Genomic DNA, 15,095 nt, shown 5'->3' with positions numbered 1-15,095 from the left:
CTTCTTTCCGTGACAGCCAACCCTCTCGACGATCCCTTTTACTACCTGAACAATTTCCAGCAGGTGCTTGCCTGGCTGACGCAACGCTATGCCGACGTGCTCAGCATCGAGGAGCAGCGGTTCATCGACGATTTCGCGTCCTTGCCACGCCCGTCCCAGGGGTTGCTGGTGCGCATGGTGATACGCAAGGGGGTGCGCTTTCGGCACAGCAAATTGCAGTACCTGGAAATCGGCGACATTAGCGCGGCGGTCAAGCCACTGCTGGCCCTGGGCTGGGTGCAGGACCAACGGCCCCTGAACCTTGCCGAGCTGTTCGAGGTGTTGCTCAAACCGGAAATCATCCTGTGCCTGGGCCACCTGATCGAACGCCCCAAGGCGAAAAAGACCGAATGGCTCCAGGCCTTGGATAATCGCCTGGACGAAACACGGCCATTCAATCAATGGTGCCCGTCACTGCAAGACCGGCTGTACAGCCTGACGATCATGGAAACCTGCGACCGGCTGCGGTTGATGTTCTTTGGCAACCTCTATCAGGACTGGTCAGAGTTCGTGCTGGCGGACCTGGGCATTTTCACCTACGAAACCGTGGCGTTCAGCGCCGAATCCCGCGGCTTGCGCAGTCGCGGGGACGTCGATGCCTGCCTGTTCCTGCACGAGTGCCAGCAGCGCTTCGAAACGGGCGAGCCGCCGGAGGACATCGTCGTTCAGGTCAACGCGCTGACCCTGGACAACCCATGGCTGGAGCGGCGCCGGGGCAAGTTGCTGTTCCAGATCGGCCAGCACGCCGAACGCATCGCCGATTTTGCCCTGGCCCTGTGCATCTATCGCGACTGCACCTACCCCGGCACACGGTTGCGGATGATCCGCGTGCTGGAGCGCATCGGCGAGTACGCCTTGGCCCTGGAGCTGGGGGAGGCGGCTGCGCTAGCGCCGGAAAATGCCGCTGAGACCCAGGCATTGCTCAGGGTCGTACCGCGTTTGCAGCGCAAATTGGGCGGACCGCCGGTGCCCCGTGCCGTGGCCCGGGAGGTGGAACGGCTGGACCTGCATCTGCCCCGAATCGATCCGGCCGTGTCGGTGGAGTATCACGTCCAGGCCCATTTGCACGACGAAACCGCCCCGGTGCATTACGTCGAGAACAGCCTGATCAATTCACTGTTCGGCCTGTTGTGCTGGCCGGCGATTTTCGCGCCTTTACCGGGGGCGTTTTTCCATCCGTTCCAGCGCGGCCCGGTGGACCTGCTCAACGAGGATTTCCCTGTGCGCCGTGCCGAGCTGTTCGCGACCTGCCTCGCGGAACTCGACGACGGACGCTATCGAGACACCATCGTCCGTCGCTACGCAGAGAAATGGGGCATCCAATCGCCCTTCGTGTTCTGGGGCGCGATGTCTGAAGAACTGTTGCATCAGGCACTCGATTGCCTGCCCGCCGAACACCTCAAGCATTGGTTCAATCGCCTGCTGCTGGACATCAAGGCCAACCGTGCCGGCATGCCGGACCTGATCCAGTTCTGGCCGCAGCACAAGACGTATCGCATGATCGAAGTCAAAGGCCCCGGCGACCGCTTGCAGGACAATCAGTTGCGCTGGCTGGCGTTCTGTCACGAGCACCGGATGCCCGTCGCGGTCTGCCATGTGCAGTGGATGGAGCAGGGCGCATGACCCCGGAACCGGCCTACAGCATCGCCGTGCGGGCGTTATGTGAGTTCACTGCCAAGACCGGTGACCTGGACCTGCGCTTTACCCCGTCGCCCACGGCACTGGAAGGCATCGTTGGCCACCGCACCGTGGCGTCCCGGCGCAACGATACGTATCAGGCCGAGATCAGCCTCGAAGGCCGTTACCGGAGCATGCGGGTCAAGGGGCGGGCCGACGGCTACGACCCGGTCCGCAACTGCGTCGAGGAGGTGAAGACCTATCGCGGCGACCTGTCCAGGCAACCGGCCAATCATCGCCAGCTGCACTGGGCCCAGGCGAAGATCTACGGCTGGCTGATGTGCCAGAAGCTGCAGTTGTCGCGCATCGACGTGGCGCTGGTGTATTTCGACATCGTCAGTGAGAAGGAAACCTGCCTGACGCAGGGCTTCGAGGCGACGCAGCTCGAGGCTTTCTTTGAACAGCAGTGTGCGTTGTTCCTGGCCTGGGCCGAACAGGAAATGGCTCACCGCCAGGCGCGTAATGCCGGCGCACAGGCGCTGGCCTTTCCCCATGCCGGCTTCAGGCCGGGGCAGCGGCACCTGGCCGAGTCGGTGTTCAAGGCTGTCAGCACCGGACGCTGCCTGATGGCCCAGGCGCCCACCGGCATCGGCAAGACCGTCGGTACGCTGTTTCCGATGCTCAAGGCCCTGACGCCGCAGCGACTGGACAAGGTGTTCTTTCTCACGGCCAAGACGCCGGGACGCAAGCTGGCGCTGGATGCCGCGCGGGTGATCACCCAAAGCGCACCGTCGATGCCGTTGCGGGTCCTGGAGATGATCGCTCGGGAGAAAGCCTGTGAGCATCCGGACAAGGCGTGCCATGGCGAATCCTGTCCACTGGCCCGTGGCTTCTATGAACGCCTGCCCGGCGCCCGCGAGGCCGCCAGCAGGCTCACCTTGCTCGATCAGGCCGCGTTGCGCGAGATTGCGCTGGCCCATGAAGTGTGCCCGTACTACCTCAGCCAGGAAATGGCCCGTTGGGCCGACGTGGTCGTCGCCGACTACAACTATTATTTCGACTTCAGCGCCTTGCTGTTCGCCCTGGCCCAGGCCGATGGCCTGTCCGTCGCGACCCTGGTGGACGAGGCACATAACCTGGTGGAACGGGGGCGGCAGATGTACAGCGCGACCCTCGACCAGTCCACGCTGGCCGCCGTGCGCAAAACCGCTCCCGAAGCCCTGAAGAAAGCCTTGCAGCGGGTCAATCGACAATGGAACGCCTTGCATGCGCCCCAGGTGGCGGCCTATCAGGCCTATGAAAAACCTCCGGAGAAACTGCTCCAGGCGCTGTCCCAGTGCACCACGGCCATCGGCGATTACCTCAATGACCATCCCCAGGGCCTGGACAGCGACTTGCAGGCGTTCTACATCGAGGCCTTGCAGTTCGGTCGGGTGGCGGAATCGTTCAACGAGCATTTCCTGTTCGACATCCATAAGCGTGAACTCGGCCGTCAACGCAGCCTGTCCACCTTGTGCCTGCGCAATGTGGTGCCGGCCGGTTTCTTGCGGCCAAGACTCACGGCGGCCCGCAGCAGCGTGCTGTTCTCAGCCACCCTGAGCCCGCGGCATTACTACGCCGATCTGTTGGGCACGCCGGCGGACACGGTGTGGATCGATGTGGAGTCACCGTTCCATGCCGGGCAACTGGACGTTCAGGTGGTCAGTCGGATCTCTACCCGTTTTGCCCACCGCCAGGCTTCGCTGGAACCGATTGTCGGGTTGATGGCGCGCCAGTTCGGCGAGCGCCCCGGCAACTACCTGGCTTTTTTCAGCAGCTTCGATTACTTACAGCAGGTGGCCGGGCTGTTCGCCGAGCGGCACCCGGACATTGCCACCTGGATCCAATCCCGGGGCATGGGTGAAGCGTCCCGACAGGCCTTTCTCGAACGGTTCATGGAACACAGCCAGGGCATCGGCTTCGCGGTGCTGGGCGGTGCGTTCGGCGAGGGCATCGACTTGCCGGGCTCGCGGCTGATCGGCGCGTTCATTGCCACCCTGGGGCTGGCACAGTTGAATCCGGTCAACGAACAGATCAAACAGCGCATGGCCGCGATTTTCGGCGACGGCTACGACTACACCTACCTGTATCCGGGCTTGCAGAAAGTCGTCCAGGCCGCGGGCCGCGTCATCCGCACCCAACAGGACCGTGGGGTGGTGATGCTGATCGACGACCGGTTCGGCGAAGCCCGGGTGCAGCACTTATTGCCGGGTTGGTGGTCTGTCACTCAAGAACACAACAGCCCCCCTGTGGGAGCGGGCTTGCTCGCGAAAGCGTCGGTACAGCCAACACCAACATAGACTGACCCACCGCTTTCGCGAGCAAGCCCGCTCCCACAAGGGGATTTGCGTCGATTTCCATTTTTGTCCCTGCCGGTTAATAATTTCCGAGGCAGGACCTGCACCAAACTTCGCAAAGAATCTACACGGACGCCCCGGCCAAAAATGCTTGAGAACAATCAGAAGCCAGCCCGCATTAACGAGGAACAGCGTTTTCGGTTGCTGATCGACGCCGTGGTCGACTATGCCATCTACATGACCGACCCTGCGGGCATCATCACCAGTTGGAACTCCGGTGCGCGGCGCTTCAAGGGCTATGAGGAGTCCGAGATCCTCGGCCAGCATTTCTCCCGTTTCTACACCGACCAGGACCGCGCCGCCGGCCTGCCGCAACGGGCACTGGACACTGCGCTGCGCGAAGGCCGTTTCGAGGGCGAGGGCTGGCGGGTGCGCAAGGACGGGACGCTGTTCTGGTCCCACGTGGTCATCGACCCGATCATCGACAGCCAGACCGGCGCCTTGCTCGGTTTCGCCAAGATCACCCGCGACCTGACCGATCGCAAGATGGCCGAGGAGACCCTCAAGCAAAGCGAGCAGCAGTTTCGCCTGTTGGTACAGAGCGTCACCGACTACGCCATCTACATGCTCGACCTTGACGGTCAGGTGACCAACTGGAACCAGGGGGCGCAGCGGATCAAGGGCTATCTGCCGGCGGAGGCCATCGGCCAACATTTTTCGATGTTCTACACCCCCGAAGACCGTGAAAACGGCGAGCCACAACGGGCACTGAGTGTCGCCGCCAGCGTTGGACGCTTCGAGAAGAGGGGCTGGCGGGTGCGCAAGGACGGTACGCGGTTCATGGCCCACGTGGTCATCGATGCGATCCGCAGCGACACCGGCGCGCTGCTGGGGTTTGCCAAGATCACCCGCGACATCACCGACGCCACCCAGGCGCAGCAGGCCCTTGAGCAGGCCCGCGAAGCGCTGTTCCAGTCCCAGAAGCTGCAGGCCATCGGTCAGCTCACCGGCGGCATCGCCCATGACTTCAATAATCTGCTCACGGTGATCCTCGGCAACCTGGAGATCGTGCGCAAGCGCATGCCCAGCGACCCGAAACTCGCCCAATTGCTGGACAACGCGACCCAGGGCGCGCTGCGCGGTGTGTCGCTGACCCAGCGGATGCTGGCCTTTGCCCGCCGGCAGAAACTGACGTCCGAATCGGTCGAATTGGCGGCGTTGGTGCAGGGCATCAGCGGCCTGCTGCAAAGCTCCATGGGCCCGTCGATCCACATCCAGACCGGCTTCGCCGATGAGCTGTCGCCGGTCCTGGCGGACGTCAACCAGCTGGAACTGGCCATCCTCAACCTGGCGACCAACGCCCGGGATGCCATGCCCCACGGGGGGCGCATCCTGATTGCGGCCGATGAGCGACAGGCGACCGCGGCACCGGACAGGCCCATGAAGCCCGGGCGGTACGTCTGCCTGTCGATCAGCGATGAAGGCGAGGGCATGGATGAAGCGACGCTGGCTTCGGCCGTGGACCCGTTTTTCACCACCAAGGGCGTCGGCAAGGGCACCGGCCTGGGCTTGTCCATGGTGCATGGCCTAGCCGAACAGTTGGGCGGGCGATTGATCCTCAAGAGTCAGAAGGGCGTCGGGACCACCGCTGAGTTGTGGTTGCCGGTGGCGGATCACTCGGCGCCGGAGACGGTACCGGTCCAGCCGTCGGCGCCATTGTCGACCCAGGAGTTGCTGGTGCTGGTGGTCGATGACGACACCCTGGTGCTGACCAGCACCCGCCTGTTGATCGAAGACCTGGGGCACCGGGTACTCTGCGCCCCGTCGGGGGCACAGGCGCTGGAATTGTATGAGCGCAATCCGGACATCGACCTGGTCATCACCGACATGGCCATGCCGCAGATGGACGGGGCGCAACTGGCGAAATTGTTGCGAGACAGACAACCCACCTTGCCCGTCATTCTTGCCACCGGTTACGCCGAGCGGCTGGAGGGCTTCGCCACGCAGTTGCCGCGGCTGACCAAGCCGTTCAAGCAGATTGATTTGGTGCAGGCGATCGGGCAGACGATGAAATGAGTATGGCCTGTTGGTGATCCCCTGTAGTAGGAGAACCTGTGTCAGGAGAACCTGTGGGAGCAAGGCTTGCCCGCGATACATACACTGCGGTTTCTGAGAAGACCGCATCAGCTTCATCGCGGGCAAGCCTAGCTCCCACAGATACCCTTGTCACAGAAGCTTGCGTTCCCTGGCTATCCGGCATTTTTCCTGAATCCCCGCAGGTTCATCGCACACAAGCAGAACTGCAACACAATCAACGCATACGCGTCCGAATGCAGACCCCAGACGACCCACAGAATGTTGCTTGCCATGAAGCAACTGAAACCCCATACCCGTCGCCGGGGCTGGCGTGATCCGATCAGCCAGGCAGCGAGCACCGTCACCACCATCGCCGGCCACTGCACCCATCCAAGATAATCCACACAACTGCCCTCATATGCCGTCGATGATCTACAGACCCTGGCGGCGGGACGGCGTTTCGTTGGACCTGCGGTCCATTGGCTTGAACTTGCCAGACGACGCCGTCTTCTAACAGGTTCGAATCATCACCGAGGAATAGTCCGCGCAATGCCCCGAATCCTGACCAGCCAGACCCCGGAAGAAGAACTGACGGAACACCAGGCCAAGTTGTTCGGCTCCCCCAAGGAACGCTTGGATTTCTATCGTCGGGAGATCCAGTATGAAACCACCATCCTGGCGAATCGAACCGATGCGTACCTGGCCGCGCAGTCGTTCCTGGTGATCGCCTTCGCTTCCTGCATGGCCAACCTGAACCCGGAATGGGGCAAGTTGTTTACCTTGATCGTGCCGCCATTCCTGGCCTTGCTGGGTTTCCTGAGTTCCCTCAATGCCTGGCCGGGTATTCGCGCCGCCTACGAGATCATCGATCATTGGCACTTCAAACAGAGTGAGTTGCTGCGTTCCGAACCGATGATGGGCCTGGTCTATGACGAGTCGCCGCTGTTCAGCGAGCGGGAGTCGACCCACAAGGGTTACCGCAAGTCGCTGCTGTTTTCGGTACGCACGCCGTGGATCTTCGCGGTGTTCTGGGTGTTGCTGGGGGTGTATTCGGTTTACATCCAGGTGAGCAACCCCGGGGCTTGAGTCCCACCGGCCTAATCGGATCGCTTGTGGCGTTCATACCAGGCCAGGGTCGGCTGGGTGCTCAAGCCGTGGACCAGAATGCTCAGGGCCACCACCGACAGGGTGAGGTTGATACACAGGTTCGCCACCTCGGGTGGCAAGTGATGGTTCAAGGCAAAGAACAGGTAGAACAGACTGCCGATGCCGCGTATCCCGAACCAACCGATCAGCAACCGTTGCGAGCGATCCAGCAAACGCCCCCAGGGTATCGCCAGCACGCACAAGGGCCGAATGACGGCGAAGAGCAGGGCGCCGATGGCCACGGCCCGCCAATCCCAATGACTGGCCAGGACCACCCCGAGCAGGGTCACCAGGAACACTTCCATGGCGCGCTCTACCAGGCTGCCAAAGGCGAGCATGTCGCCCATCATCACGCCGGCGGCTACCTGGCCGTCATCCAGGGACTCGGTATCGCCCAGCACGGCTTGCCTCGGGGCAACGGTTTCGTGTCCCACTACCGGTTGCACCAGGTGCTCGGCCGGCGGCGAGTCCTTGTCGGTGGAGGCCACCTCGGCCTGGCGTAACCCCAGCCCGGCGGCGAACACCGAGAGAAAGCCATAGCCCTGGACCGATTCGGCGGCGACATAGGCCAGAGCGATCAAGGCCAGGGCCAGGTAGTCGTTGGGCGACAGGGTGCTGTCGGCATTTTTGATGCGCATCGACAAGGTCAGGCGGCCGATGCCACGTCCCATTGCATAGCCAATCAGCAGGCCTGCTGGCACGGCCCACAGCACGTTGCGCAAGGTCCATTCAGTGAGGAAACCGCCATCGCCGTCGCGCAGCATCAGCAGGCCCAGGATCACGAACGGAAACGCCGTGCCATCGTTCAGGCCGGCCTCGCCGGACAGCCCGAAACGCACCCGATCATCGTCCCGGGCGTCGTTGACTTGCACCAGCGCCGCGAGCACCGGGTCGGTCGGGGCCAGCATCGCGCCGATCAGCAGCGACACACCCCAACCGAGGCCGAACAGATAATGCAGCGCCAGGCACAGGCCGGCGATACTCAGGATCATCACTGGCCCGGCCAACCCATAGGCCACGCGCCACGTGCGGTCCTTGAAGGGCAGGCGCAACTTGAGGCCGCTGACGAACAGCGAAAACACCACGGCAATCTCAGTGAGGTGCTCCATCCAGGTCGTGGAGTCGCGAATGTCCAGCTTCAACAACCCCAGCCCCGCCGGACCGATGGCGACGCCCAGCGCCAGGCACATCGCCGAGGTGGTGACCGGCATCCAGCGCAGGTAGGAAGAAGTCAGGGCCAGGGTCAGCAATACGGCACCGAGCACCGCAACCCACGCTGTGAAAATCATTGGTGCTCCTTGGATAACCGCAACGCTCAACTGTTGGCAGAGCCCTTGTGGCGAGGGGATTTATCCCCGCTGGGGCGCGAAGCGACCCTAAACCAGTCAACTCAATCTGGCTGGTACAACGCAGTGGCAGGTTTTAGGACTGCTTCGCAGCCCAGCGGGGATAAATCCCCTCGCCACAAGGGTTGGCACTTACCTCCGGTTCTTTCATTCGAGAGCTCGAACGAAGCGAGGGTTCCCATTACAACGGCGCGCCCCGTTTATCCGGCTGCCTTTCACTCCGAGGGAATTTTTCGCCGCGTCCAAGGCTCTGCACTGGAAGAGACGTGCTGATTCAGCGTCCTGCCAAGCACCCATGAGGCCCTTATGACTGCGCTGACAACCCTTCACCGACCCGCCACCGAGCGACCGTTTACAGATCCGTTTACTGCCGCCGGAAACATGCGCCAATGCTACGAGCGGGTGCTCCAGGGCCCGGACGATGCCGACCGGCAAGCCGTGGCCCAAGGCTTTCTCCAGTCATGCCTGGAAAAGGCCGCGGCGCTGCCCCAGGAAATGCCCGACGATCCCATGGCCCTGCAGGCCTGGGTCGAGCAGCACAGTGCCGGCGTGGCCCGGCAATACGGTGATTATCTGGAGCGGCGCAAGAATGGAGGGGCGCGGGAGTTTTTTACCAGCAAGGCCCACGCCTTGTACTTCCTACAGGCGGTCGCACCGACCAAGCTGGTGGACGGCGCCTGGTTGTATGGCGTGCTCAAACACTGGCACGACCACCGCTTCGAAGGACTACTGTGTACCTACCTGGAAGAGTTGGGCGACGGCGTACCGGCGCAGAACCATGTGGTGATCTACCGCAAGTTGCTCGCCGAACACGGCCTGGCAGACGCCCCGGACATCGACGATGAGCGCTACCTGCAAGGCGCGGTGCAACTGGCGCTGGGGTACGCGGGCGATGAATACCTGCCGGAAGTCATCGGTTACAACCTGGGCTACGAGCAACTGCCCTTGCATCTGTTGATCAGCGCCTACGAGCTGAGCGAACTGGACATCGACCCGTATTACTTCACCCTCCACGTGACCATCGATAACGCCAGCACCGGTCACGCCTACAAAGCTGTGCAATCGCTGTTGCAACTGATGCCGATGGAAGCCGACCGCGACGCCTTCTGGCGGCGGGTGACCCTGGGGTATCGCCTCAATGACCTGGGGCAGGGCAGCCGGACGATCATCGAGTCCTTCGACCTGTATCGCGAAGTCCTGGACATGCTCGAACGCAAACGCCCGTTCGGCCAGCACATGCACTCCGATTACTGCAAGTTCGAGGGCAAGACGGTCAACCAGTGGCTGGCGGCACCGGGCCAACTGGAAGGTTTTCTCGACGCGCTGCAAGGCAAAGGCTGGATCCGGCGGCATGAAGACCCACAGAACAGTCGGTTCTGGACCCTGATCGAAGGGGCCGGCGCGGCGATGTTCGGGGTGTTCAGCCCCTACGAAAAACAGCTGCTGCACGATTGGATCGCCGGCAACTGGCTGGACGAGCGCTCCCGTGCGGCGCCCCGGCGCAACCACGGTGCCGCCAGCGAGCCGCCAACGCCAGCGGAAGATCCCGATGTGCAAAGTCTGCAGCAGGCCCTGCGTGGCCAATCGCCCGACCAGCAGATGCAGACGTTGATGCCCTGGCTTTCGCCCCGTTGCCACAGCCATCCGGCCGGGTTACTGGCGACCCGTCGGTTCATCGAACTCAAATCCGTACTGCGCTAGGAGCTCTGCATGAATCAGGAAGACCGCCTGTCCGAACCCGACCTGGCGCTGCTGCAGCTGGGCCGTCGCCTGCAAGCCGACGGGTATCGCTTCATCACGCCAACGCCGTTGACCCACGAACGGGTCAACCAGCGGCCCGGCAACGAGCGTTCCAGGACGTTGCGCGACGTCTTCGGCTGGTCGCGGCCATTTGCGCCGGGGCTGATTTCCGCCGATGAGCAGCGTCAGCTGCAAGAAGCCGAGGTGCTGGAAGAACGCCAGGGGCTGTTCCACAGCCGGGTGCGTTGGTCGAGCCTGGACGGGTTGCTGTTTGCCCATTCGGCATTTCCTACCCAGTCCAGTGATGCGGTGTTTTTCGGCCCGGACAGCTACCGCTTCGCGCAGCTGATCCACACCCATCTGCAACAGAACTTCACGGCGGTGCATCGGGCCGTGGACATTGGCTGCGGCGCCGGTGTTGGAGCGATTGTGATTGCCCGGGCCCGTCGCGAGGCTCAGGTGCTGGCGCTGGACATCAACCCGCTGGCCCTGCGCCTGAGTGCGGTCAACGCCGCGTTGGCCGAAGTCGGCAACCTCGAGATCGCTCACAGCGACCTGCTGCAAGACGTGGACGGCCAGTTCGACCTGATCGTCGCCAACCCGCCGTACATGGCCGATCCGGCAGAGCGCGCCTATCGTGATGGTGGTGGCGTCCTCGGCGCCGGGCTGTCGTTGCGCATTGTCGAGCAGGCGTTGCCCCGCCTTACGCCGGGCGGCTCGCTGGTGCTCTACACCGGCGTGGCGATGGTCGATGGCCGTGACCCGTTCCTGGAGGCGTTGGGTGCGTGGCGCGACTCGCCGGAATTTGGCTGGACCTACAAGGAATTGGACCCGGACGTCTTTGGTGAAGAACTGCTGACACCGGGTTATCGGGACGTGGAAAGGATCGCCGTGGTGGCGTTGGTGGTAACCCGCATTGGCGCGGGATTCGGAGGGATTATCGATGAACAGGCGTCTGAAGTTCGGCATTGAAGAGGAGTATTTCATCACCGATCTGCAAACCCGTTGCATGCCCGAACAACCGTCTGAGGCCGCGGTGGCCGAATGCCGGATCGAGCTGGGCAAGCATTTCGCCCATGAAATGTTCCAGAGCCAGGTCGAGGTGGCGTCGCCCATCTTTCGCAGCCTGCCCGAAGCCGCCGATTACCTGACCGAGGTGCGCGCCGGACTGACCCGACGCTTGGCACCCCATGGCCTGGGGCTGCTCAGCGCCGGCTCTCACCCGATGGCCACTCAGCGATTGCAGCCCACCGATGAACTGCACTTCCAGCAACTGTTCGATGATTACCAGCGGGTGGCCCGGCGCAGCGTGCTGTCGGGCCTGCATGTGCACGTCGAGGTCCCGGCCGACCGGGATCGGGTGCGGGTGATGAACGAGGTCTTGCCCTGGCTGCCGATGTTTCTCGCGTTGAGCGCTTCGTCACCGTTCTGGAACGGTGCGTATAGCGGCTTCAACAGCTACCGCCAGGTCGCCTGCGATGAGTGGCCGCGCATGGGCGTCCCGGAGTTTTTCGACGACGAGTCGGCGTTTGCCGAGTACGTCGATTTGCTCATGCGCACCGGCTCGATTCGCCAGGCCAGCGATTGTTGGTGGGTGATTCGACCTTCCTCGCATTTCCCCACTCTGGAAATGCGTATCTGCGATGCCTGTCCGCGGATCGACGACGTCCTGTGCCTGGTCTCGCTGTTTCGCCTGATGGTGGCCCATGCCATTGCCCAACCCAAGCCCGGGGCACGCTACAGCCAGACGTCCCAATGGATCCTCAAGGAAAATCGCTGGCGGGCCAAGCGCCACGGGATTCTCGCGGAGTTCATCATCGAGGGACAGGAGCAGCCGATGCTCATCGGTGAATGGCTGACCCTGGCCGAGCAGACCTTTGGTGAAACGGCCGCGACCCTCGGGGTGAGCGACGTGTTCAAGCAGGTGCGGCGGATCGTGCAAGAAGGCACCAGTGCCGACCGGCAAGTGGTGCTCTACGAGCAAGGGCTGCTGCTGGGGGATACGCCTGTGCAGGCCCTTGGCCGGGTCGTCGATCAACTGGTGTCGGAAACCGCCGGGCTGCCCGTGGCCGGTCCCACGCTACAGCAAGTCGCAGGTGGCCGATGACCAGCAAGAGCCTCGATGACTACAACCGCATGCGTGATTTCGCCGCCACCCCGGAGCCGGCGGCGAAGCGCTCGCGCAAGTCGAAGAAAAGCGCCCACGCCTTGCAGTTCTGCATCCAGAAACACGACGCCTCGCGGCTACATTATGACTTTCGCCTGGAGCTGGACGGCGCGCTGAAGAGCTGGGCGGTACCCAAGGGACCGAGCCTGGACCCCAAGTCCAAGCGCCTTGCGGTGCATGTCGAAGACCATCCACTGGATTACGCGACGTTCGAAGGCAGCATTCCCGAAGGCCATTACGGCGCGGGCGATGTCATTGTCTGGGACCGGGGCGTGTGGATCCCCCAGGGCGATCCACATGAGGCCTACGAGAAAGGGCGGCTCAAGTTCGAGCTGCAAGGCGAGAAGCTGGCCGGCCTGTGGAACCTGGTGCGCACTCACATGCCGGGCAAGCAGGAACAGTGGTTCCTGATCAAGCACCAGGACGACGCAGCCCGGCCCGAAAGTGAATACGACGTGGTGCAGGCCGAGCCGGACAGCGTGCTCAGCGACCGCACCATCGTGCCCAAGCGCCGTGGCAAAGCCGCCGCTGCCAAAGCGGTGAAACAGCCGGACAAAGCCGCCAGGCCCAAACCCAAGCCATCGAAGAAAACCTCGACAACCACTCTCAGCGGCGCAGTAGCCGGACCGCTGCCCGAGTCGCTCAAACCGGAGCTGGCAACCCTTGTGGAAAGCGCCCCCGACGGCGAATGGCTCTACGAAATCAAATTCGACGGCTATCGGGTCATGGCTCGCATCGAAAACGGTGATGTGCGCCTGATCACCCGCAACGGCCACGACTGGACCCACAAGTTGCCCAGCCAAGCCAAGGCGCTGGCCGGACTCGGGCTCGAGTCGGCCTGGCTCGATGGGGAAATGGTGGTGGCCAACGAACAGGGCGTGCCGGATTTCCAGGCCCTGCAAAATGCCTTCGACGCCGGCAGCAGTGGCAAGATCGCTTATTACCTGTTCGACCTGCCTTACCTCAACGGCATGGACTTGCGCAAAGTGCCGGTGGAGCAGCGCCGGGCTGCGCTGGCGGCGGTGCTGGAGCGTAACGAGGACCCGTTGCTGCGTTTCTCCGATGCTTTCGAGGAAACCCCGGAGGCGTTGCTCAACAGCGCCTGCCAGATGCAGATGGAAGGGCTGATCGGCAAGCGCGCGGGCAGTGCCTATGTGTCCCGGCGCAGCAGCGATTGGATCAAGCTCAAATGCAAGAACCGCCAGGAGTTCGTGGTGGTCGGCTTCAGCGAGCCCAAGGGCGCTCGCAGTGCTTTCGGCGCGTTGCTGCTGGGGTTGCATGACGCCGACAGCGGCGAACTGCGTTATGCCGGCAAGGTCGGCACCGGGTTCAACGAAACCACCCTCAAAAGCATTCACCAGCAATTGCTGCCCCTGGAGGCGAAAAAAGCGGCCGTGGTGAATCCGCCCACCGGCTACGAGGCCAAGGGCGTTCACTGGCTCAAGCCGACGTTACTGGCCGAAGTGGCGTATGCCGAGATGACCAAGGAGGGGGCTGTGCGCCACGCGGTATTCCATGGCTTGCGCAGCGACAAGCCGGCCAAGGAGATTACCCAGGAACGCCCGAAAGCCGTGGACGAGCCAGCAGAGGCCGCAAAAAAACCGGCCAAATCCGCTACCAAGACCAAGACCAAGACCAAGACCAAGACCAAGACCACTCAGGCCCCGGCGATGGACGGCAAGGTTCGGATCACCCACCCCGACCGGATTATCGACGCCACCACCGGTACCACCAAGCTGCAACTGGCTGAGTATTACGCCAGCGTCTCTGAATTCATTCTGCCGGAACTGGCCGATCGCCCGGTGGCGTTGGTGCGGGCGCCGGACGGGATCGCCGGCGAGCTGTTCTTCCAGAAGAACCCCGAGCGCCTGGCGATTCCCGGCATTACCAGCCTGGACAAGGCACTGACCGGGCAGCCGGTGATGATCATCAACAATGCCGAGGCCCTGATCGGCGCGGTGCAGATGAGTACGGTGGAACTGCACACCTGGAATGCCACCGCCGTGGATCTGGACAAGCCGGATCGTTTCGTCCTCGACCTCGACCCGGACCCGGCACTGCCCTGGAAAAGCATGGTGGAAGCCACCCAGCTGACCTTGTCGGTGCTCGACGAACTCGGCCTCAAGGCGTTTCTCAAGACCAGTGGTGGCAAGGGCATTCATGTGGTGGTGCCGTTGACCCGCAAACTCGGCTGGGACGAGGTCAAGGGGTTCAGCCACGCCATTGTCAGCCATATGGCGAAGCTGCTGCCGGACCGCTTCTCTGCGGTGTCCGGGCCGAAGAACCGGGTAGGGCGGATCTTCATCGACTACCTGCGCAACGGTCTGGGCGCCACCACCATCTGCGCCTACGCCGTCCGGACCCGTGAAGGGCTGCCAGTGTCGGTGCCGATCTTTCGGGAGGAGGTGGCGGAGCTCAAGGGGGCGAACCTGTGGAATGTGCACAACGTCCATGAGCGTCTGGCGGAAGTGGGGCACGAACCCTGGGCCGACCTGAAGAAAACCCGCCAGAGCATCACGGCCGACATGCGTCGGCGGATTGGGATGAAGAAAACGGATAAGTAATAGGGATTTTCAGTGGACTTCTGTGGCGAGGGGATTTATCCCCTCGCCACCAGGACCCCATCGG

Annotated in this window: 9 protein-coding genes; 8 read left to right on the top strand and 1 reads right to left on the bottom strand. The window is 62.8% G+C overall.

Annotation, left to right across the window (positions count from 1 at the left end; genetic code table 11):
• The first annotated feature begins 9 nt into the window (after positions 1-9).
• The 4 genes from ACODTO_RS08115 to ACODTO_RS08100 all read left to right on the top strand — a co-directional run bounded on the left by ACODTO_RS08115 (position 10) and on the right by ACODTO_RS08100 (position 7,154).
• Positions 10-1,662 (top strand): VRR-NUC domain-containing protein, encoded by a 1,653-nt coding sequence (locus tag ACODTO_RS08115; protein WP_489106250.1) that lies wholly within the window; start codon positions 10-12, stop codon positions 1,660-1,662.
• The gene (locus ACODTO_RS08110) at positions 1,659-3,995 is read left to right on the top strand and encodes an ATP-dependent DNA helicase (RefSeq protein ID WP_489106249.1); all 2,337 of its coding nucleotides are present in this window, start codon (positions 1,659-1,661) and stop codon (positions 3,993-3,995) included. Before ACODTO_RS08115 ends, ACODTO_RS08110 begins: the two co-directional genes overlap by 4 nt.
• A gap of 144 nt (positions 3,996-4,139) precedes the next feature.
• Entirely contained in the window at positions 4,140-6,068 is a 1,929-nt protein-coding gene (locus tag ACODTO_RS08105) for a hybrid sensor histidine kinase/response regulator (protein WP_489106248.1), read from the top strand.
• 549 nt (positions 6,069-6,617) lie between these two features.
• Complete coding sequence (locus tag ACODTO_RS08100) at positions 6,618-7,154, top strand: hypothetical protein (RefSeq protein WP_489106247.1); 537 nt, start codon at positions 6,618-6,620, stop codon at positions 7,152-7,154.
• Between the two features lie 11 nt (positions 7,155-7,165).
• Here ACODTO_RS08100 and ACODTO_RS08095 read toward each other — a convergent pair whose 3' ends face one another.
• A complete protein-coding gene (locus tag ACODTO_RS08095; protein ID WP_489106246.1) occupies positions 7,166-8,503 on the bottom strand; it encodes a cation:proton antiporter in 1,338 nt (445 codons plus the stop codon).
• 363 nt (positions 8,504-8,866) lie between these two features.
• On the opposite strand from ACODTO_RS08095, the gene ACODTO_RS08090 reads away from it, so the two are divergent.
• From ACODTO_RS08090 to ligD, 4 genes are read left to right on the top strand one after another with little or no spacing between them, the layout of a single operon-like run.
• Positions 8,867-10,261, top strand: coding sequence for an iron-containing redox enzyme family protein (locus ACODTO_RS08090; protein WP_489106245.1), 1,395 nt, complete (start codon positions 8,867-8,869; stop codon positions 10,259-10,261).
• 9 nt (positions 10,262-10,270) lie between these two features.
• Positions 10,271-11,272, top strand: coding sequence for a methyltransferase (locus ACODTO_RS08085; RefSeq protein ID WP_489106244.1), 1,002 nt, complete (start codon positions 10,271-10,273; stop codon positions 11,270-11,272).
• A complete protein-coding gene (locus ACODTO_RS08080) occupies positions 11,244-12,407 on the top strand; it encodes a carboxylate-amine ligase (RefSeq protein WP_489106243.1) in 1,164 nt (387 codons plus the stop codon). Before ACODTO_RS08085 ends, ACODTO_RS08080 begins: the two co-directional genes overlap by 29 nt.
• Entirely contained in the window at positions 12,404-15,031 is a 2,628-nt protein-coding gene (ligD, locus tag ACODTO_RS08075) for a DNA ligase D (protein WP_489106242.1), read from the top strand. The genes ACODTO_RS08080 and ligD overlap by 4 nt, the downstream gene beginning before the upstream one ends.
• Positions 15,032-15,095: the final 64 nt, after the last annotated feature.

The sequence above is a fragment of the Pseudomonas sp. FG13 genome (genome assembly GCF_057809755.1).
This window is presented reverse-complemented; position numbering and strand designations above follow the sequence as displayed.